The sequence below is a fragment of the Streptomyces sp. NPDC006193 genome, from assembly GCF_040613915.1.
In the GTDB taxonomy this organism is placed as follows: domain Bacteria; phylum Actinomycetota; class Actinomycetes; order Streptomycetales; family Streptomycetaceae; genus Streptomyces.
On sequence record NZ_JBEXTB010000004.1, the window covers coordinates 138,333 to 158,060 of the forward strand.

Consider the following 19,728-nt stretch of genomic DNA (forward strand, 5'->3'; position numbering starts at 1 on the left):
CCCCACCCCCGGTCGGCCGGCCGGCAGGGGGTGCGGCAGCATGGTCGCCCAGACAGCCGTACGACCGGAAGGCCGCCCATGCCCGCCGCACCCAAGCCCGAGATCCTCGCCGCGTTCGAGGCGGCGAAGGGGTTCATGCCCGTGGACGAGGGGCTGGCGCTGTACGCGGCGGCGGTGGAGGCCGGGCGGCTCGGACTGCCGCTGCTGGAGGTCGGCACGTACTGCGGGCGCTCCACCGTCCTGCTGGCCGACGCGGCGCGCGCGGCCGGGGTCACCGCGCTGACGGTCGATCACCACCGGGGCAGCGAGGAGCAGCAGCCGGGCTGGGAGTACCACGACCCCGAGACGGTCGATCCGGAGACCGGCCTGATGGACACCCTCCCGGTCTTCCGCCGCACCCTGTTCCGGGCGGGCCTGGAGGAGCACGTGGTCGCCCTCGTGGGCCGCTCCCCGCAGATCGCCGCCGTCTGGAACTCCCCGCTCGCCCTCGTCTTCGTCGACGGCGGCCACACCGACGAGCACGCCACGGCCGACTACGAGGGCTGGGCGCCGCACGTGGCCGACGGCGGGCTGCTGGCCATCCACGACGTGTTCCCCGACCCGGAGGACGAGTTCACCGGCCAGGCGCCCTACCGGATCTACCTGCGGGCGCTGGAGTCGGGTGCGTTCACGCAGGTGTCGGCGACCGGGTCGCTGCGCGTCCTGCGGCGAACGGGCGCGGGCGTCTGAGCCCCCGGTTAGAGTCGCAGACGTGTCGTACGCAGGCCCGGACCTCGATCCCCCGCAGCCCCGCCGCCCCCGGCGGGGCCCGCTGACCGTGGCGCTGGCCGCGCTGGTGCCCGGCGCGCTGCTCGGCTGGCTGGTGTACGAGGCGGTGGGCGCCGGCGGGCCCGGCGGCCAGGACCGTGCCGCCTCGCCCACGCCCGCCCCGCGCAGCTCCGCGGCGTCCGCGGCGCCGACCGCCTCGCCCGGCGGCGGCACGGCGGACGGCGGGGCGGCGGACGGCGGGACGGGGCACGACGGCAAGGCGTCCGCCTCCTCCACCTCGCGGCCGGACGCCTCCGGCCCGCTCACGGGCAAGGTCGTCGTCATCGACCCGGGGCACAACCCCGGCAACTTCCGGCACACCGCCGAGATCGGCCGCCGGGTCGACATCGGCACGCACCGCAAGGAGTGCGACACCACGGGGACGTCGACCGACGACGGCTACCCGGAGGCGCGGTTCACCCTCGACCTGGCGCACCGGCTGCGGACGCTGCTGGAGCGGCAGGGCGCCACGGTGCGGCTCACCCACGACGGGGACGACCCGGCCTGGGGGCCGTGCGTGGACGAGCGGGCCCGGATCGGCAACACCGCGCGCGCGGACGCGGCCGTCTCCCTGCACGCCGACGGCTCCGCCCCCGGCAACCGCGGCTTCCACGTCATCCTGCCGGGAGCCGTGCACGCCGGCGCGGCGGACACCCGCCCCATCGTCGGCCCCTCCCGCGACCTCGGGGTGCGCATCGCGGGCAACTTCCTGCGCGAGACCGGGGAACCGCCCTCCAACTACCTGGGCGACGGCACCGGGATCGTCACGCGCACGGACCTGGGCGGTCTCAATCTGTCAACGGTTCCCAAGGTGTTCCTCGAGTGCGGCAACATGCGCGATAGCAAGGACGCGGCACTGCTGACCAGCGGCGCCTGGCGGCAGAAGGCGGCGCAGGGGATCTCTGAGGGAATCGTGAGTTTCCTGCACCGGTCCTGACCTGCGGGCGGAACCGGCCGGACAGCCGGATCGCGCGGGCGATAGTGTCTACGGACGTCGAGACGACCTACGAAGGACCTGAAGTGAATATCCGCTCCCTCACTAGAGGCGACGGCGTGGTGATCGGAGCAGCGGTGGTGCTGTTCATCGCGTCGTTCCTCGACATCTACACCCTCTCCGGCTACGGCGACGCCTACCACCGGAGCGCGTGGGACAACCTGGGCCTGGGCCTGGGCATCTACATGGGCGCGGTGATCGGTGCCGTTCTCATCGTCGTCAACCGCTGCCTGCCCCAGCCGCGCAAGGTGGCCGGGCTCGACCTGGGCACCGTGGGCGCCGCGTTCTCGGTCCTGGCGGCCTGGACGCTGCTGTGGACGCTGATCGACACCGAGAACCTGGACGCCGGCGCCGGCCTGATCCTCGGGTTCATCGCCGCTCTCGTCCTGGCGGGCGCCGCCATCGCGACCCCCCTCGTCCCCGCCCTGCAGGGCGCCCTGCTCCCGGCCCCCAGGCCGGTCGCCCCCCAGCCCTACGGCGCCCAGCCGCCCGCCGGTTACGGCTACCCGGGCGCCCAGCCGCAGCAGCCGTACGGCGCGCAGCCGCAGCCCGGCCAGCCGTTCGGGCAGCAGCCGGCCGCGCAGACCGCCCCGGCGCCGCAGGCTCCGGCCGGGGACTTCTCGCCGTTCTGGTTCGCCGTGCCGGTGACCCGTCCGCTGTTCGCGGAGGACGGCTCGCCGAGCCAGATCGCCGAACTGGCCCCGGGCACCTGGTACCTGGCCGTCGAGCAGCGCGGGGCGGCGCTGGTCGCGCAGACCCAGGACGGCCGCCGCGGCGTGCTCCAGGACACCTCGGGCATCCAGCGCGGCTGAGCCCCGCCGACCGCCGCGACGGCCCCCGCCCGCTCGGGCGGGGGCCGTCGCCGCGTGTGCGTCACATGCCGTCAACCGGCGTGAGCGGCCTAGCCCTTGGACAGCTGGGAGGCCGAGGGCACCTTGTCCTTGACGGGGGCGCCGGCGCTCTTGCCCGCGTCCTTGACCTTGTTGATGACGTCGTCGTAGGTGTCGGCCGCCTTGCCGTCGCCCTTGCGGAGCTTGGACGGCAGGCTCTTCAGCGATTCGATGCCCGCGGTCAGCGGCGCGAGCGCCTTGGAGAGGGTCGGGTCGGCCTTGGCGTTCTTCTGGGCCGCCTTGAGCCGGTTGTAGGCGAAGGCGCCGGCGAGGGCGGCCTTCACCAGGGCCAGCTTGCGGCCCTTGGCGCCCTTCTTGAACTTGCCCGCCTTCCAGGGCTTCACGATCCACTGGTAGGTGGCGCCGGCGGCCAGGCCCGCGTCCACCACGAACCGCGTCTTCGCGAACTTGCGCCGCTCCGCGGACGTGGTCGGGCTGGGCGAGTCGACGGCGGGTACGGCCGTGACCGCGGCGGTGTCCTTCGTGGAACTGCTCTTCTCGCTGCCGCAGGCGGTGGAACCGGCCAGCAGGGCGCAGCACAGGGTGAGCGCCATGACGAGGCGCCGCATCGGTACAGGCACGGGGTCCTCCGGAAGTGTCTCCCCGAGCGGTCTGCTTCCTCCGGCAGCCTCACCCGGGGGCGGTCCGGCCCGCCACTCGGTTACTCCGTCCGGGTGAACAGGAACGGCCGTGCGCCCTCTGTTTCACCCTGCGGGTAGCGGCAATCCGAAAGGCATGTCTCGATATCGCAGTGGCGCGAATCAGGCCGGCACGGTCATCGCGGCCGTCGCCGACATCATGGCCCTCATCCTCGGCCTGTGGATCTTGATGTACCTGTTGGACGCGAACCGTGGCAACAGCCTGGTCCAGTTCGTCCATGACGCGGCCGCCTGGCTGGCAGGCTGGTCGCACGACCTGTTCACGTTCGACGAGGCCTGGGCCCGGGTCGTCGCCGGCTACGGCCTCGCCGCCGTCGTCTACCTGTTCCTCGGCCACGCCATCGCCAACCGCATGCACCGTCACTGACCCCTCCCGGCGGCACGGGCGCAGCGGTGCCGCCGGGGGCCCGGTCAGGGGCAGCAGTCCGGGGGGAGCCCGGCGGGCAGGTGCTCCCCTCCGAACACCGCGCACGTGGCCTCGTGGCCGCCCAGCGCGGCCACGGCGAGCAGGAGGGAGCCCGCCGTCCAGCTGGTCAGCTCGCGGGGCCAGATCGTGTCGTCGTCGAAGACGTACCCGGTCCAGTACAGGCCGCTCTCCGCGTCCCGCAGGTGCTGGATGGACTGCAGGATCTCCAGGGCGCGGTCCGACTCGCCCATCGCCCACAGGGCCAGGGCGAGTTCGCTGGACTCACCGCCGGTCACCCACGGGTTGGGGACCACGCAGCGCACGCCGAGGCCGGGCACGACGAACCGGTCCCAGGACTCCTCGATGCGGGCCTTGGCCTCCGCCCCGGTGAGGGCGCCGCCGAGGACCGGGTAGTACCAGTCCATGGAGTAGCGGTCCTTGTCCAGGAAGCGCTCGGGGTGGCGGCGGATCGCGTGCCGCAGCGCCCCGACCGCCAGCTCCCAGTCCGGCTGCGCCTCTTCGCGCTGGTCGGCGATGGCCAGGGCGCACCGCAGCGCATGGTGGACCGAGGAGCTTCCGGTGAGCAGCGCGTCGGCGGCGGGCGTCCCGTCGTCCTCGCGGCGCCAGCCGATCTGCCCGCCCGGCTGCTGCAGCCGCAGCACCCATTCGACGGCCGCGTAGACGGTCGGCCACATCCGGTCCAGGAACGTGTCGTCGCCGGTGGACAGGTAGTGGTGCCAGACGCCGACGGCTATGTACGCCACGAAGTTGGACTCGCGGGCGCGGTCGGTGACGTCGTCGTGGGCGCCGTCGGCGTAGGCGGCGTACCAGGAGCCGTCCTCGTTCTGGTGCCGGGCGAGCCAGTCGTAGGCCCGTTCGGCGGCCTCGTGCTCGCCGGCCGCGTCCAGCGCCATGGCGGCCTCGGTGTGGTCCCACGGGTCGAGGTGGTGCCCGCGGAACCACGGGATCGCACCGTCCTCCCGCTGCACCGCGAGGATGCCGCGGACGGTCGCGGCGGCCTGCTCGGCGGTGAGGACCCCGGGCAGGACGAGGTGTTCCGTCCGGGGGGTGGTCACGTGGCGGCCGCCTCGGCGGTCCCGTCCACCCGCGGCAGGTGCGGCTTGGTCGCGTAGACGACGAAGCTCTTGCCGATCAGCGGGTTCAGCGCCCGCTCGGCGAGCCGCGTGGCCAGCGGTTTCTTCATGATGTCCCAGACCAGCAGCTTGTGGTACGCCCGCACGGGCAGCGCCTTGTCGTTGTCGACGCCGAACGCGCACTTCAGCCACCAGTACGGCGAGTGCAGCGCGTGCGCGTGGTGGGCGCCGTAGGGCCGCAGACCGGCCTCGCGGATCTTCGCGGCCAGTTCGTCCGCCTTGTAGATGCGGATGTGGCCGCCCTCGACCTCGTGGTAGGCGTCGGACAGCGCCCAGCACACCTTCTCGGGGCCGTAGCGGGGCACGGTCACCGCGATCCGGCCGCCGGGCCTGAGCACGCGGACCATCTCGGCGAGGACGCCCTTGTCGTCGGGGATGTGCTCCATCACCTCGGAGATGATGACGACGTCGAAGGACTCGTCCGGGAACGGCAGGGCGAGGGCGTCGCCCTCCATGGCGGTGGCGGTGGCGCCCTCCGGCGCCTCGCCGGCCTCCTTCATCGCCGCGAACCACTTGGCGACCTCGCGGATCTCCTCGCGGTTGCGGTCCAGGGCGACGACCCGGGCGCCGCGCCGGTAGCACTCGAAGGCGTGCCGGCCGGCCCCGCAGCCGAGGTCCAGGACACGGTCGCCGGGGGCGAGCGGGAACCGGGAGAAGTCGACGGTCAGCACGTGGCCCTGCTTTCGGTGTAGACGCCGGTGGTGGCCGTGGGGCGGCCCGGGTTCTGCGGTCGGGGGCGCGGGCCGCCGGAGGCGGCGATGGCCTCGCGGTAGCGGGCCACGGTGCCCTCGGCCGCCTTGGCCCAGGTGAAGTGCCGGAGCACCCGCTCGCGGCCGGCGGCGCCGAGCCGCGCCCGCAGGTCCGGGTCGCCGAGCAGCCGGCCGAGCCCCGCGGCCAGGGCGCCGGGGTCGCCGGGCGGCACGGCCAGGCAGGTCTCGCCGTCGCGGCCGGCGACCTCGGGGATGGCGCCGCCGGTGGTGGCGACCAGCGGGGTGCCGCTGGCCATGGCCTCGGCGGCGGGCAGCGAGAAACCCTCGTACAGGGAGGGCACGCAGGCGACCTGCGCGGAGCGGATCAGGTCGACCAGTTCGGCGTCGGAGATGCCCTTGACGAACTCGACGGCGCCTTCGAGGCCGTACCGCTCGACGGCCTGGGCGACCGGGCCCTCGGCCGGGCGTTTGCCGACGACCACCAGATGGGCGTGCGGGTGCTCGGTGCGCACCTTGGCGAGCGCTTCCACGAGGAACACCAGCCCCTTCAGGGGCACATCGGCGCTGGAGGTGGTGACGATCCGGCCCGGCACCTCGGGGACGGCCGGGTCCGGTGCGAACAGGTCGGTGTCGGCGCCGATGGGGACGACGTGCACCCGGTCGCCGCGGACGCCGAGGTGGTCCACGATCTCCTGCCGGGAGCTGCCGGAGACGGTGAGGATCGAGGGCAGCCGGCGGGCGACGCGCTTCTGCATGCGGGTGAAGGCGTACCAGCGGCGCACCGCGTAGCGGCGCTGCCAGGTGCCGGCCGCGTCCAGCTCCAACTGCCGGTCCACGGTGATGGGGTGGTGGACGGTGGTCACCAGGGGCGCGCCGACGTCGCCCAGGAGCCCGTACCCCAGCGTCTGGTTGTCGTGGACGACGTCGAACTCGCCGCGGCGGGCGCGCAGATGGCGGCGGGCGCGCAGCGAGAAGGTCAGCGGCTCGGGGAAGCCGCCGGTCCACATGGTGGCCACTTCCAGGGCGTCGATCCAGTCCCGGTACTCGTCCCGCTTCGGGGTGCGGAAGGGGTCGGGCTGCCGGTAGAGGTCCAGGCTGGGCAGCTCGGTGAGGGTGAGGCCGGGCCAGCCCTCGTCGAGGACGGGGTACGGCTGGGAGCCGATGACCTCCACGCGGTGCCCGAGCCGGGCCAGCTCGCGCGAGAGGTGCCGGACGTAGACGCCCTGCCCCCCGCAGAAAGGGTTCCCCTTGTAGGTGAGGAGCGCGATGGAGAGCGGTCGCTCGCCGTCGGGCGCTCCTCCCCGTGCATGCGGAGCCGGAAGCTGGGGGGACGCGGGCTGCCGGCCGGCACCCGCTTCCCGGGCCTCAGCGGTCACTCCGTGCCCCCTTCTGCCTGCGCCGCCCCGCGAGACTACGACGGGACGATCATCTGGAACAAGTTTCGGACTTGATCGTCGGAGGCTCTGAATCTACCCGCAGGTAGGGGCGCAGTGAGCGGCGGACCAGGTGATTCGCGCCACGGCGCGGGCGCCCCCACCCCCCGCCACGGGACGCGGCCCGTACCTGGAAGCCGGCGCCTCGCGGCCGTCCCCCGCGCCCGGCCTCGCCGGAGCAGGGGGTGGAGACCCGGCGCCGCCCCGGGCCGAGCGGCGGGAGGCACGCCGCCGCGCGATCCTGCGGGCCGGCGCCCGACCGGCCGGCCGGGGCGGAGAGGGCCCGGCACCCCCCACCGGGGCCCGGCCGGCCCCGGCGCTGCTCAGGCACGCCGGACGCTCCGCCGTGCGCATGCAGGAGGCCACCGGGTGCTCCCGGTGGCCCTCGGCGCGCCGCACCGCTGCTTCCCGTCCCGGGCGCACGCGCAGGTCGCCGCGATGCGGCACCGGCCGGACCGCCCCCAGGGCACGCTGCGCCCCGATGCGGGCCTTGCGGGCACTGCGGCGCGGGCCGCATCTCGCCGACGCGACGGTCCGCGCGCTCACCCTCGCCGACCGCAGCGTCCCGTCCGGGGTGGGCCGCGGGTCGGCCAGGTCTCCGGGCACGCGGTTCGGGCAGCCGAGCACACCCGGCATGCGGCCCGCCTCGCGGTGGCTCGCCGGCCGCGCCTCCGCCGACCAGGTGCGGACCGGCGCAGATGCGGACCGACGGCGAGCGGGCGCCCCGCCGACCGGCCCGACGGACCCGGCGTGAACGTGCGTGGGCGCAGAGAAGGACCTACGAGACGGGTTCCCTTCGCCGGTATGACCCGGATCAGGTACTGGGGGTCGCCGTCCGGCGTGACCGCCTTCCGGCCTCTCAGTCCTACCGTCGCTGTCGGCCTCGGCGGATGTCTGCACGTCTCGCCGAAGTCGGCTACTCCGGTCGGGCTCCCTCACTCGTCCCGTAGGCCGCTTTCAGTATAGAACGGGAACAGGCCGACGGAACCCGCCATTTCGCACCATTTCGGCACGCATCCCCCACGCCGACTCCCCATGACCGACCGCCCCTCTCGGCGGCACCCGCCGGGCGGTCAGGTGAGGCCGGCTGCCTGGCGTTCGGACGGGGTCAGGGGCGGGCCGGGGAGCGGGGGCTTGCGGGGGCCGAAGGCGATGTGCCAGAGCATGTCCGGGGCGAAGAGGCGGGCCGGCGGGGTCTTCAGGCTCATCACGTCCAGCAGGCCGCGCAGCGCGTGCGGGTTCGCGGAGCCGGCGGCCACGGCCTTGTCGACATAGGCGGTGAGGAGGCGTTCGACGGCGGTCGGCGGCTGGGGCGCGGCCCCGGGGTAGTAGGCGTCCTGGCCGACCGCGAGGTTCCACGCGTTGCCGACCGGGCGGGCCACGGCGCGCTGGACGCGGCGGGCGGCGCCCGGGGCGGTGGGGCCGTGGCGGTCCAGGGCGCGGCCGAGGGCGAGCGCGCTCTGCGCGGCGACGGTCAGGCCGTGGCCGTAGACGGGATTGTAGCCGGCGACGGCGTCGCCGAGGACGGCGAACCCCTCCGGCCAGGACGCGGCCTTCTCGTAGTAGCGGCGGCGGTTGGCCGTGCTGCGGGTGGTCACCGGGTCGGTCAGCGGCTTCGCCCGGGCCAGGAGCCGGCCGATGACCGGGTCCTTCAGGCCGGTGAGCGCGAAGTGCTCGAACGCGTCGGGGTCGGCGGTCGGCCGGCCGCCGCGGGTGCCGGAGAGGGTGACCAGCCAGCGGTCGTCCTCGATCGGCACGACGACCCCGCCGCGGCCGGGCGCGTCCCGCGGGTCGGCCTGCACGTTCACCACCGGGTAGCGCGGGGCGGCCGTGCCGCCGGGGGCCGCGTAGATCCGGCTCGCGTAGGCCACGCCCGCGTCGACCACCCGTTCCTCGACGGGGGCGAGGCCGAGCTCCTGGAGCCACCGGGGCGCCTGGGAGCCGCGGCCGCTCGCGTCGATCACCAGGTCCGCGTGCAGGGTGGTGCGCCGCCCGCCGGCGCCGTGGTCCACGTGGACGCCGGTCACCCGGCGCCGGTCGCCGGCCAGGCCCGCCACCCGCGTCCCGTCGAGCAGCGTGATCCGGCGCCGGGCGAGGACGTCGGCGCGGATCACCGCGTCCAGCAGGTCCCGGCTGCACACGATCATGTGGTGCCGGGAGTCGGCGAACCGCCGGAACCACTGCCCGGAGGGCGCCTTGCTGACCAGGTCGGCCATCACGCCGATGAGTCCGGCGCCCCGGTCGGTCAGCTCCCCGGTGACGCCCGGCAGCAGCTCCTCCAGGGCGGCCACCCCGCCGGACCACAGCAGATGGGCGTGCCGGGCCTGGGGCAGGCCCTTGCGCGGCTCGGGGCCCGCCGGCAGCCGGTCGGCCTCCACGACCGTCACCTCGTGGAAGCGGCCCGCGAGCACGGACGCGGCGAGCATGCCGGCCGTGCTGCCGCCGATGACGAGCGCGGTGCGGCGGGCGGTGGGTATGTCAGGCATGTGCGGTGAGACCTTCCGTGGCGGCCGCCTCCCGGCGGAACCTGTCGATGGCGGCTGCGTGGAACCGCAACGCGTGGGCGACGCCCTCCAGTTCGTCCGGATCGCCAATGAACCCGGAGTGCCCGGCCGGCAGCGCGCCGCTCCGGCCGCCGGGCGCGTGCAGGACGTCGGTGGCCACGAGGATGTCCACCGCCCCCGCGATGCCCCGCGCGACGCACTCCGGGTGGCCGGCCGCCCTCGCCGCCCGCCGGACGCGTTCGCGCCGGACCCCGCTGAGGTGCGGGGCCAGCTTGAGGAGGCCGTCGTTGATGGCGGCCCGGCGCAGTTCCAGGCGGAGGGCGGCGCCGCTGACCCGGCCGGTCGCCGGGGCCGCCGGGGCGGTGACGGTCAGCATCGTCTGCCACAGCGGCATCAGCCGCCGGTACGTGCGCACCAGCCGCCGGCGCTCCGCCACCAGCGGTCCGGCCTGCCCGGCGATGAAACCCCCGGCCACCAGGGCGGCCTCGGCGATGGCGAAGGGCGGGGCGGCGTACGTGGACAGCCAGTCCGCGTTCCGGCCGCTCCACCGGGCGCCGATCGCGGCGAGCTTCGCGAGGTCGAAGACCAGCCCGAGGGCGTAGGCGACCTGGAGGCAGATCACCGCCCGGCGCAGCCAGGCGTCCCCGACCTCCCGGAACCAGGCCCACAGCATGCCGGCCGCGACCAGTGCGGACACCAGGTGGGCGCAGAGGTAGAGCAGCACGAACTCGCGCATCCAGGGCGTGCCGGCGTAGTAGGTGTCGAGGTCGCGCAGCCGCTCCACCCGGTGGTCGCCCAGCAGGAACGTCGTCCACAGGCCGACGATGATGACGGTGTACGTCATCCAGACCAGCCGGGTGCGGCGGCGCCGGGCCGCGGACGGCGGCTCGCGCCAGGTGATGATGAGCCACAGGCAGGCGCCGCAGTAGGCGGTCAGCAGCGAATACACCCACAGGCCGGCGAAGTTGGGGACGCCGGAGAGGGCGTTGATGCGGTGCAGGTTGGCCGGCGGCAGCGAGGCGAAGACGAGCGCGCCGATGCCGAGCAGCAGGGCGGTGGCCCGCAGGATCGGGTCCTGCCAGGCGCGCCGCAGCAGCGGCAGTTTGATCACGAAGGCCACCGCGAAGAGGGCCGCCGGGACGGCGTAGGCGGCGAAGAAGCCGGCGATGTCCCAGCGCATCAGGGCCCGCCGATGTTGCCCAGGGAGGACGACAGCCGGTCGGTGAGGGTGTCCTGGGTCATCCGGCCGGCCGCGCCGGGGCCGACGACCTTGGAGAACTTGGCCGCGAGGCGCAGCCCGCACTCCTCGGCCTCCCACTCGGCCTCGGCCGCCGTGGCGGCGGGGGAACGGGTGGCCATGGCGAGCACCCGCTCCCAGGGGATGTCGTCCTCGGGCCGGGACAGCAGCCGGCGGGCGGCGGCGGGCAGCCCGGTGGGGTGGTGCACGTCCAGGGTGCCGTAGTGGAGGTGGCCGATCTCGTGCCCGGCGATGACGAACTTGTGCGGGTCCGGGGCGCGTTCCTCGACCACGACGATGTAGTCCTCGTCCCGGGCGAGGGTGATCCCGGAGACGTCCAGGCCGGGCGGGAAGGCGACGAACCGCAGCCGGACCGGGCGGTCCAGCTGCGGGCTGAGCGTGGCGCACAGGGCGTGCAGGAACGCCTTCGGCCCGGTCGGCGGGGTGAGTGTCCGCACGGTGTCGCGCACCAGCCGGTCGAGGAAGCGCCGCGGGGACCTGGAGTGCCTGGCGCGCGCCGCAGGCCGGGGCGGCGCCGGCGTCCCGGGGGGCCCGGCGGTCGGCTCAGGCACGCCCGGGGTCCTTCGCCCGCTCCGACGAGATGATCATCTCGGCCAGGTCGGCGAGGGTGGCGAGCTGGCGGGCGTTCATCTGCGGGGCGCGGGCGGCCAGCCGGACCAGTCCGCTCTCGCGCAGCCGCAGCAGCGGGTCGGCCTCGGCCTCCAGGCTCTGCAGCACCGGTTGCAGCGCCTCGTGCAGCGCCTCCGGCTCGTCCGCGGTGAAGAAGCCCGCGGGCAGGCCGAAGAACCGGCGCAGCCGGTCGGTGTGCTCCAGGCTCGGCATGCCGCTCTTGCGCCACTCGCTCAGCCACTGCCGGCTGGTTCCGGCGATCCGGGCGAGCTCGTCCAGCGAGTACCGCTTGCCGTCCGGCCTGCGCCGGGTCTCCCGGATGAAGTCGAGCCGCTGGCGCACCCGTTGGGCCAGGCCGGTCTCGGGGGCCCGGCCCCCGGAGAGCAGTTCGACGACGGTGCCGACGGGAACACCGGTGCGGTGGGAGAGGCCGGCCACGTCGAGGACCTCCGGCAGCCGGCCGGGACGGCCGGTCAACTCGCCGAGCCGGTTCAGGACTTCGGCCAGCGAGGCGTACGCGTCACTCACCGAGGTCCCCCCTGGGCGTGTCGTCCGTTCGGCGGCTGACGGACGCGAGGCTACCCGTTCGCCCGTGCGCCGACCAGACGTGACAACGCTCCCTGCCCCATTACGCAGTAATCGTTGACAGTCGAGGGCGCGGTGGGTGAGGATCGCTGCACAGAGAGCAAGATCCGACCCGCCCCGGGTGCCGCCTATGGGGGAGCGGCATCCGGGGTGTTCCTCGTCCGCCCTCACGCGAGGAAGGTCAGGCACCCATGGCGCAGCCCGTCCTGCTCCTCGGGGCCGGACCCAGGGGCACCTGCGGCGAGTTCCCGCTGGCGCGGATCGCCGCGGTCCACCCCGTGATCCTGGTCGACCGGGAATCGCCCGCCTGGGCGCGCCCCTATCTGGCCGGCCGTCTGGCGGCCGACCCGGACCGGGAGGAGACGGCCGAGGCGGTGGCGCGGCACGCGGCCGGGAACCCGGTCGGCGGCGTGCTCACCTGGTCCGCGGAGCATCTGCCCGCCGCCGCGCGGATCGCCGCCCGGCTGGGGTCGCCGGGCCTGCCCTACGAGACGGCCGCGGCCTGCGCCGACCCCGCGGCGGTACGGGCGCTGCTGCTGCGGCACCGGGTGGCGCCGGCCGGGCCGGAGGACGCGGAGGGCCCGCTGGTCTCCGCCGAGACCGTCGTCCTGGACGACGAGGTGCGCATCGTGGCGCTCACCCGCACGGCACCGGGCCCGCCGCCCGCCCGCCGCGCGCTGCGGCACTGCGTCCACGCCCACGACGGGCTCCTGCACAACCGGTTCCTGCGCCAGTGCGTCGAGCGGACCGTACGCGCCCTCGGGCTCGCCCACACGGTCGTGCACGTCACGCTGCGGCTGACCGCTCGCGGCCCCCGCGTCGCGGACGTGGCCCCGCACCTGCCCGGCGACCTCGTCCCGCTGCTGGTGGAGCGGGCCACCGGCGTCGACCTCGCGCGGGCCGCCGCCGCGCTGGCCACCGGCCGGCCGCCGGAGCTGACCCCGACCCGCCAGCGCGCCGCCGCCGTCCAGTTCGCCTACCCGGCCGCCACCGGCCGCCTCGCCCACCTGGCCCTCGGCCCCGGCGCAGCGCACGAACCGTGCGCCGAGCGCATGGTCCTCACCCGGGAGGCCGGCGACCCGGTGACGGCGGCCCCGCACGCGGACGCCGCCGACCGGCTGGCCCACTGGGTGGTGACGGGCGAGGACGCCGCGGAGTGCGAGGAGGCCCTGCGCCGCATGGCCCGCCACCTGAGCGCGACGGTGCTCCCGACGGCGGGCACCTACGCGGCCTAGACGCGCCGCGCACGCGCCGCGCACGCCCTCTGCACGCCCGCCGCGGCGGCCGGGCACCGCGAGCGGTGGCGAGCGTGCGCGCCGGGAGGCGCCGTGGACGGCCCGAGCACCGCACCCCGGCCGGCCCCCGCGGGGCACGCCCCGGGGGCGGCGCGTGCCGGGCGGGGTGTCCGGGCCGGGGGCCGGGGGCCGGTCGTGCCCGGCACCCGGCCGTGCCCCGACGAAGACGCGCCGCAGCCCCCGGGCGCCCCCGCGCCCGGGGGTGGGGGCCGGTGCCGTCCGCCGCGCGTGCCGTACCGGGGAGTCCCGCCCGTGGCCCGAGGCGCGCCGCCCGCGCGGGAGCCGGGCCGGGTCCGGGGGTTCGCCGAGCCGGTGCCGCGGCCGGGGGCCCCGGCGCCGGATCCGGGGGCCGGTGGCCGCTCCTCGGCGGGTGCGGGGCGGCCGGTACAGTGGCGGGGTCGTCAACACCCGTACGGGGGAAAGCCGGTGCAAACCCGGCGGCGGCCCGCCCCGCGTTCTCGACTCCGTCCGGGCAGGGGACGCCCCTGTCCGCGATCCCCCGCAGGCGGTGGGCCGGAACGCCCGCCCCGCACGGGACGTTGACCGGCTCACGTGCGCCGGCGCCCCGCCGCGCACGGCACCGTCGAGGTCCACGGAGCCGGGGCCGCCGGGGGTGTCCCCCGTGCGCCGCCGGCTCCCCGCAGGAGAGGCAGTCGCCGACCATGAACGTCCGCCGCAGTGCCGCGGCTCTCGCCGCCGCAGGCGTGCTGGCCGCCGCCGCGCCCGCCACGGCCGCCGGCCCGTCCCCGTCCGCCCCCGGGGCGCAGGCGGCGGCCCGGCACGGCCTGTACGGCAAGGGGGACCCGACGTACGACGGCGTGTGGCGGCAGTCGCTGACGCTGCTCGCCCAGCGCACCCTCGGCTACCGGCCGGCCGCCCCGGCCGTGGACTGGCTCACCCGCCAGCAGTGCGCGAACGGCGGCTTCGCCGCCTTCCGCGCCGCCCCCGGCACGCCCTGCGACGGCAAGGCCGAACCCGACACCAACAGCACGGCCGCCGCCGCGCAGGCCCTGGCCGCGGTCGGCGGGCACGGCAAGGCCGTCGGCGAGGCCGTCCACTGGCTGAAGTCCGTGCAGAACAAGGACGGCGGCTGGGGCTACTTCCCGGGCGACCCCAGCGACACCAACTCCACCTCCGTCGTCATCGGCGCGCTGACCGCGGCCGGCGCCGACCCGGCCGGCGTCCGCACGGCGGGCCGGAGCCCCTACGACGCGCTGCCCGCCTGGTCCATCCCCTGCGACCGGAAGGGCGGCGGCGCGCTCGTCCACCAGGCGGCCGCCAAGGGCGAGCCGCAGCCCAACGCCGACGCGACCGCCGCCGGTCTGCTGGGCGCGCTGGGCAAGGGGTTCGTGGCCGAGGCCGGGGCGTCCCCCGCGAAGGACACCTGCACCGGGGCCGGCCGCCCCACCCGGGCGCAGATCGCCGACAACGCCGGCGCCTACCTGGCCGCGGCCGTCGCGAAGACCGGCCACCTGCGGTCCACCCTGCCCGGCGCCAAGGACCAGCCCGACTTCGGCAACACCGCGGACGCCGTCGTCGCGCTGGCCGCCGACGGCCGGATGGGGCCCGCGAAGAAGGCGTACGCCTGGCTGGAGAAGAACGCCGGGCAGTGGGCGGTGCGCAGCGGCCCGGCCGCCTACGCCCAGCTCATCCTCGCCGCGCACGCGGTCGGGGAGCAGCCGGGCGACTTCGGCGGCACCAGCCTGGTCCGCTCCCTCAACGCGCTCGGCCCGGCCCCGCACATGGACTCCGCCGCGCACGAGAAGGCGCCGGACGAGGAGGAGTCCGGAATCGGCGCCGGGTGGATCGTCGGCGCCGGCCTCGTCGCGAGCATCGGCGCCGGTCTCCTGCTCGGCGGCCGGAAGAAGCGTCAGCCGTGACCGCCGTCCGCCGCGCCGCGCCCTTGCTCGCCGCCGCGCTGCTGTTCGGCTCCGCCGGGCGCGCGGACGCCGTCGGCTACCGCTACTGGTCGTTCTGGGAGCGCACCGGCGGCCACTGGACGTACGCCACGCAGGGACCGGCCTCCGTCCGCCCCGGCGACGGCGCCGTCCAGGGCTTCCGGTTCGCGGTCGGCGCGGACTCCGCGGACGCGAGCCGGCCGCGCGGCGCGGCGGATTTCGACGCGATCTGCGCGGGCACCGCCGCGACGTCCGGTACGAAGCGGGTGGCCCTGGTCCTGGACTTCGGCACCCGGTCGGACGCGCCGTCCGGCGAGACGCCGCCGGCGCGCCGCACGGCGTGCGCGCGGGTGTCGCCGGACGCGACGACCGCCGACGCGCTCGCCGCCGTGGCCAAGCCGCTCCGGTACGACACCCGTGCCCTGCTGTGCGGGATCGCCGGGTATCCGGAGCGGGGGTGCGGCGAGCAGGTCTCCGGGGAGGGCGCCGCGCCGGCGGACGGCGGCGCCAAGGCGGAGGGCGGTTCCGGCGGCGGTCCCGCGGTGGGTCTGCCGGTCGGTGCGGGAGTGGTCGCGCTGCTGGCGGGCGCGGCGGCCTGGCGGGCCCGGCGGCGACGCGGCGAGGCCGTACGCCACGGCGGCGTACGCGACGGTGGCGTACGCGGTGACGGTGTACGCGGTGACGGCGTAAGCGGTGACGTCATACGCGGCGGATCCGCACGCGACGGCTCTCCACGCGATGACTCCGCATGAGCGCGGGCGGTCCGCCGGCCCCGCCCGGCGGACCGGAAGCACCCTGCACCCCGGCGCCTGGTGGCTGTGGGCCCTCGGCCTCGGCACCGCCGCCACCCGCACCACCAACCCGCTGCTGCTCGCCCTCCTCCTGGCCGCCTCCGCCCACGTCGTGGCGACGCACCGCTCCTCCGCCCCCTGGTCCCGCTCCTACGCCGCCTTCGCCAGGCTCGCCCTCGCCGTGCTGCTCGTCCGTGTCCTGTTCGCGGTGGCCCTGGGCTCCCCGGTCCCGGGCACGCACACCCTGCTCACCCTCCCCGAGATCCCGCTGCCGCACTGGGCGCAGGGCATCCGGCTGGGCGGCAGGGTCACCGCCGAGGCGGTCGTCTTCGCGGTCTACGACGGCCTGAGGCTCGCCACGCTCCTGGTCTGCGTCGGGGCCGCGAACGCCCTCGCCAGTCCGGCCCGCCTGCTGAAGTCCCTGCCGGGCGCGCTGTACGAGACGGGCGTCGCCGTGGTCGTCGCGCTCACCTTCGCGCCGCACCTCGTCGCCGACGTCCAGCGGCTGCGTGCCGCCCGCCGGCTGCGCGGCCGCCCCGACCGGGGTCTGCGGGGCCTGCTGCAGGTCGGACTGCCGGTCCTGGAAGGGGCGTTGGAGCGCTCGGTCGCGCTCGCCGCCGCGATGGAGTCCCGCGGCTACGGCCGTGCCGCCGAGGTACCGGCGTCCGTGCGCCGTACGACGGCCGCGCTCACCCTCGGCGGTCTGCTCGGCGTGTGCGCCGGGACGTACGGGCTGCTGACGGCGGAGGGCGGGACGTACGGCGTCCCGGTGCTGCTCGCGGGAGCGGCCGCCGCGCTCGCCGGGCTGCGGCTGGGCGGCCGGCGTTCCCTGCGCACCCGGTACCGGCCGGACCCGTGGGGGCTGCACGCCTGGCTGACGGCGGGCTCCGGCGCCGCGGCGGCCGCGCTGCTGACGCTCGCCTCCGTCCGCGATCCGCAGGCGCTGCACCCCGGGGTCGTCCCCCTCATCGCGCCCACCCTCCCGCTGTGGCCCGCCGCGGCCGTCCTGCCGGCCGTGCTGCCGGCCTTCGCCGTTCCCGGGGAGCCGTCGTGATCCGTTTCGAGAACGTCAGTGTGACCTACGACGGTGCGGCCGAACCCACCGTCGCCGGAGTCGACTTCGAGGTGCCCGAGGGTGAACTGGTGCTGCTCGCCGGGCCGTCCGGGGTCGGCAAGTCCACCGTGCTGGGCGCGGTCAGCGGGCTGGTCCCGCACTTCACCGGCGGCACCCTGCGCGGACGCGTGACGGTGGCCGGCCGGGACACCCGCACCCACCGGCCGCGGGAACTCGCCGACGTGGTCGGCGCCGTGGGCCAGGACCCGCTCGCCCACTTCGTGACCGACACCGTGGAGGACGAACTCGCCTACGGCATGGAGTCGCTGGGGCTCGCCCCGGAGGTGATGCGGCGCCGGGTGGAGGAGACCCTCGACCTGCTGGGGCTCGCCGGGCTGCGGGACCGGCCGATCGGCACGCTGTCCGGCGGGCAGCGGCAGCGGGTCGCGATCGGCTCGGTCCTCACCCCGCACCCGCGGGTGCTGGTCCTGGACGAGCCGACCTCGGCGCTGGACCCCGCCGCCGCGGAGGAGGTGCTGGCCGTGCTGCAACGGCTGGTGCACGACCTCGGCACGACGGTGGTGATGGCCGAGCACCGGCTGGAGCGGGTGATCCAGTACGCCGACCGGGTCGTCCTGCTGCCCGCGCCGGGCGCCGCCCCGGTCACCGGCGCCCCGGCCGAGGTGATGGCCGTCTCCCCGGTGTGCCCGCCGGTGGTGGAGCTGGGCCGGCTGGCCGGCTGGTCCCCGCTGCCGCTGACGGTCCGCGACGCCCGCCGCCGCGCCGGGGCGCTGCGGGACCGCCTGGCCTCCCGCCGTCCCCACCGCGACGGCGCCCCGCACCGGCCGCCGTCCGGCCGGCGGCGCCCCGACCGGGAACCGCCGGCCGCCACCCCCGTGTCCGGCGGCCCGCACCCCGGGCGGCCGTCCGCCGGCCGGGCGGGCGGGCCGGCGCCGGTGGCGGCGGCTGCGCGCGTGCCCCTCCGCGCCCGGCTGCTGCGTCGCGCCTCCCCCGCGGCGGCCCCCGCCCCGGTCTCCGCCCCGGTCTCCGCCGCGGTCTCCGCCGCGGTCGCCGAGGTGCGCGGGCTGACCGTGCGCCGGGGCCGGGTCACGGCGTTGCGGCAGGCCGGGCTGAGCGTGGCGGCCGGTGAGACGGTCGCCCTGATGGGGCGCAACGGCGCCGGGAAGTCGACACTGCTCGGCTCCCTGGCCGGTCTGGTGGAACCGGCCTCGGGGAGCGTCCTCGTCGGGGGCGCCGCACCCCACCGCCTCCCGCCCCGGGACCTCGTGCGCCGGGTCGGGCTCGTCCCGCAGGACCCTCGGGACCTGCTGTACGCGGACACGGTGGCGGCCGAGTGCGCGGCGGCCGACCGGGACGCGGGCGCCGCGCCCGGCGCCTGCCGGGCCCTGCTGTCCGGGCTGCTGCCGGACATCGCGGACGGCGCCCACCCCCGCGACCTGTCGGAGGGCCAGTGCCTGGCGCTCGCCCTGGCCGTCGTGCTGACCGCCCGCCCGCCGCTGCTCCTGCTGGACGAGCCGACGCGGGGACTGGACTACGCGGCCAAGGCCCGGCTGGTGGCCGTGCTGCGCGCCCTTGCCGCCGAGGGTCACGCCGTCGTGCTGGCCACCCACGACGTGGAACTGGCCGCCGAACTGGCGCACCGGGTGGTGCTGCTGGCCGAGGGCGAGGTGATCGCCGACGGCCCGACGGCCGAGATCGTGGTGTCGTCCCCGTCCTTCGCCCCGCAGGTGACGAAGATCCTGGCCCCGCAGCCGTGGCTGACGGTGTCCGAGGTGCGGGAGGCGCTGCGGTGAGCCGCCCGCCACGGGTCCGCGCCGTCCGGCTCGGCCCCCGCTCCCTCGCCGCGCTGGCGCTGACCGGCGCGGTCGGGGCGGTCGCCTTCTGCTGGCCCTTCCTCGCCCCGCCCACCTCGCGGCTGAGCGCCCACGCCCAGGACGCGCCCTGGCTCTTCGCGGGCCTGCTGGTGCTGCTGGTGGCCGTGGTGGCGGCGGCGATCTCCGAGTCCGGTCTCGGGCCGAAGGCCGTGGCGATGCTGGGCGTGCTGGCCGCGACCGGGGCGGCCCTGCGCCCGATCGGCGCGGGCACGGCGGGGATCGAGCCGATGTTCTTCCTGATGGTGCTCAGCGGGCGGGTGCTCGGCCCCGGCTTCGGGTACGCGCTGGGCTCGGTGACGATGTTCGCGTCGGCGCTGCTCACGGGCGGAGTCGGGCCGTGGCTGCCGTTCCAGATGCTGGCCATGGGCTGGTTCACGGCGGGCGCGGGTCTGCTGCCGGGGCCGGTGCGGCTGCGCGGCCGTGCCGAGCTGCTGATGCTCGCCGCCTACGGCTTCCTGGCGGCCTTCGCCTACGGCACGCTCATGAATCTGGCCGGCTGGCCCTTCCTGGGGGCCGGGGCCCCGGCCGTCTCCTTCCACGCCGGTGCGCCCGTCGCGGCGAACCTGGCCCGTTTCCTCGCCTACTGCCTGGCCACCTCGCTCGGCTGGGACCTGGGCCGGGCGGTGTGCACGGCGGTGCTGACCGCCGCGCTGGGCCCGGCGGTGCTGCGCGCCCTGCGCCGGGCGACGCGGCGGGCCGCGTTCGAGGCGCCCGTCGCCTTCGACGGCCCGGACGCGTGACGCGCCGCACACGCGGCCGCGCCGGTGGGTGAGGCGCCGCATCCGC

17 protein-coding genes and 1 pseudogene are annotated in these 19,728 nt (G+C 76.4%); 10 read left to right on the forward strand and 8 right to left on the reverse strand.

The features are described from left to right. Positions 1-78 precede the first annotated feature (78 nt). The 3 genes from ABZ261_RS06035 (at position 79) to ABZ261_RS06045 (ending at position 2,613) form a co-directional block, all read left to right on the forward strand. Complete coding sequence (locus tag ABZ261_RS06035) at positions 79-729, forward strand: class I SAM-dependent methyltransferase (protein WP_356855759.1); 651 nt, start codon at positions 79-81, stop codon at positions 727-729. Between the two features lie 22 nt (positions 730-751). Next, entirely contained in the window at positions 752-1,744 is a 993-nt protein-coding gene (locus ABZ261_RS06040) for an N-acetylmuramoyl-L-alanine amidase (protein ID WP_356855761.1), read from the forward strand. Positions 1,745-1,827: 83 nt separating this feature from the next. Continuing rightward, complete coding sequence (locus ABZ261_RS06045; protein ID WP_356855763.1) at positions 1,828-2,613, forward strand: DUF5336 domain-containing protein; 786 nt, start codon at positions 1,828-1,830, stop codon at positions 2,611-2,613. An 89-nt stretch (positions 2,614-2,702) separates the two neighbouring features. On the opposite strand, the gene ABZ261_RS06050 is transcribed toward ABZ261_RS06045, so the two are convergent. Next, on the reverse strand, positions 2,703-3,272 hold the full coding sequence (locus ABZ261_RS06050; protein WP_356855765.1) for a hypothetical protein: 570 nt from the start codon (positions 3,270-3,272) through the stop codon (positions 2,703-2,705). A 154-nt stretch (positions 3,273-3,426) separates the two neighbouring features. Between ABZ261_RS06050 and ABZ261_RS06055 the strand changes: the two genes are divergently transcribed. Further along, positions 3,427-3,717, forward strand: a complete 291-nt coding sequence (locus ABZ261_RS06055) for a hypothetical protein (protein WP_356855767.1) — start codon at positions 3,427-3,429, stop codon at positions 3,715-3,717. 44 nt (positions 3,718-3,761) lie between these two features. Here the strand turns inward: ABZ261_RS06055 and ABZ261_RS06060 are convergent, their stop codons facing one another. From ABZ261_RS06060 to ABZ261_RS06090, 7 genes are all read right to left on the reverse strand, one after another. Further along, on the reverse strand, positions 3,762-4,832 hold the full coding sequence (locus ABZ261_RS06060) for a prenyltransferase/squalene oxidase repeat-containing protein (RefSeq protein WP_356855769.1): 1,071 nt from the start codon (positions 4,830-4,832) through the stop codon (positions 3,762-3,764). Then, positions 4,829-5,581 (reverse strand): class I SAM-dependent methyltransferase, encoded by a 753-nt coding sequence (locus tag ABZ261_RS06065; RefSeq protein WP_356855771.1) that lies wholly within the window; start codon positions 5,579-5,581, stop codon positions 4,829-4,831. The genes ABZ261_RS06060 and ABZ261_RS06065 overlap by 4 nt, the downstream gene beginning before the upstream one ends. Next, entirely contained in the window at positions 5,575-6,996 is a 1,422-nt protein-coding gene (locus ABZ261_RS06070; protein ID WP_356855773.1) for a glycosyltransferase family 4 protein, read from the reverse strand. The genes ABZ261_RS06065 and ABZ261_RS06070 overlap by 7 nt, the downstream gene beginning before the upstream one ends. A 1,130-nt stretch (positions 6,997-8,126) precedes the next feature. Further along, positions 8,127-9,539 carry an FAD-dependent monooxygenase gene (locus ABZ261_RS06075; RefSeq protein WP_356855775.1) on the reverse strand — a complete coding sequence of 471 codons (1,413 nt, stop codon included), beginning with the start codon at positions 9,537-9,539 and terminating at the stop codon, positions 8,127-8,129. Next, positions 9,532-10,737 carry an MAB_1171c family putative transporter gene (locus ABZ261_RS06080; RefSeq protein WP_356855777.1) on the reverse strand — a complete coding sequence of 402 codons (1,206 nt, stop codon included), beginning with the start codon at positions 10,735-10,737 and terminating at the stop codon, positions 9,532-9,534. Before ABZ261_RS06080 ends, ABZ261_RS06075 begins: the two co-directional genes overlap by 8 nt. Further along, entirely contained in the window at positions 10,737-11,366 is a 630-nt protein-coding gene (locus ABZ261_RS06085) for a hypothetical protein (protein WP_356855779.1), read from the reverse strand. The genes ABZ261_RS06080 and ABZ261_RS06085 overlap by 1 nt, the downstream gene beginning before the upstream one ends. Continuing rightward, positions 11,359-11,952: an XRE family transcriptional regulator gene (locus ABZ261_RS06090; RefSeq protein WP_356855781.1), complete on the reverse strand. Its 594-nt coding sequence runs from the start codon at positions 11,950-11,952 to the stop codon at positions 11,359-11,361. The genes ABZ261_RS06085 and ABZ261_RS06090 overlap by 8 nt, the downstream gene beginning before the upstream one ends. 248 nt (positions 11,953-12,200) lie before the next feature. Here ABZ261_RS06090 and ABZ261_RS06095 point away from each other — a divergent pair, with 248 nt between their 5' ends. From ABZ261_RS06095 to ABZ261_RS06120, 6 genes and pseudogenes are all read left to right on the forward strand, one after another. Beyond that, positions 12,201-13,244, forward strand: a complete 1,044-nt coding sequence (locus tag ABZ261_RS06095; RefSeq protein WP_356855783.1) for a hypothetical protein — start codon at positions 12,201-12,203, stop codon at positions 13,242-13,244. A gap of 722 nt (positions 13,245-13,966) precedes the next feature. Further along, positions 13,967-15,184: a prenyltransferase/squalene oxidase repeat-containing protein gene (locus tag ABZ261_RS06100; protein ID WP_356855785.1), complete on the forward strand. Its 1,218-nt coding sequence runs from the start codon at positions 13,967-13,969 to the stop codon at positions 15,182-15,184. Continuing rightward, positions 15,181-15,819: pseudogene (locus ABZ261_RS06105) on the forward strand (SCO2322 family protein); the annotation flags it as partial. The gene ABZ261_RS06100 and the pseudogene ABZ261_RS06105, both read left to right, overlap by 4 nt. Positions 15,820-15,940: 121 nt before the next feature. Next, positions 15,941-17,047, forward strand: coding sequence for a CbiQ family ECF transporter T component (locus ABZ261_RS06110; RefSeq protein ID WP_356855787.1), 1,107 nt, complete (start codon positions 15,941-15,943; stop codon positions 17,045-17,047). Further along, positions 17,044-18,861, forward strand: a complete 1,818-nt coding sequence (locus tag ABZ261_RS06115; RefSeq protein WP_356855789.1) for an ATP-binding cassette domain-containing protein — start codon at positions 17,044-17,046, stop codon at positions 18,859-18,861. Before ABZ261_RS06110 ends, ABZ261_RS06115 begins: the two co-directional genes overlap by 4 nt. Further along, the gene (locus tag ABZ261_RS06120; RefSeq protein WP_356855791.1) at positions 18,858-19,682 is read left to right on the forward strand and encodes an ECF transporter S component; all 825 of its coding nucleotides are present in this window, start codon (positions 18,858-18,860) and stop codon (positions 19,680-19,682) included. The genes ABZ261_RS06115 and ABZ261_RS06120 overlap by 4 nt, the downstream gene beginning before the upstream one ends. The last annotated feature ends 46 nt before the right edge of the window (positions 19,683-19,728 follow it).

Coding starts and splice junctions, on each gene's coding strand:
- ABZ261_RS06055 (WP_356855767.1), top strand. CDS start 3,427: ATGTCTCGATATCGCAGTGGCGCGAATCAGGCCGGCACGGTCATCGCG.
- ABZ261_RS06110 (WP_356855787.1), top strand. CDS start 15,941: ATGACTCCGCATGAGCGCGGGCGGTCCGCCGGCCCCGCCCGGCGGACC.
- ABZ261_RS06095 (WP_356855783.1), top strand. CDS start 12,201: ATGGCGCAGCCCGTCCTGCTCCTCGGGGCCGGACCCAGGGGCACCTGC.
- ABZ261_RS06080 (WP_356855777.1), bottom strand. CDS start 10,737: ATGCGCTGGGACATCGCCGGCTTCTTCGCCGCCTACGCCGTCCCGGCG.
- ABZ261_RS06100 (WP_356855785.1), top strand. CDS start 13,967: ATGAACGTCCGCCGCAGTGCCGCGGCTCTCGCCGCCGCAGGCGTGCTG.
- ABZ261_RS06035 (WP_356855759.1), top strand. CDS start 79: ATGCCCGCCGCACCCAAGCCCGAGATCCTCGCCGCGTTCGAGGCGGCG.
- ABZ261_RS06075 (WP_356855775.1), bottom strand. CDS start 9,539: ATGCCTGACATACCCACCGCCCGCCGCACCGCGCTCGTCATCGGCGGC.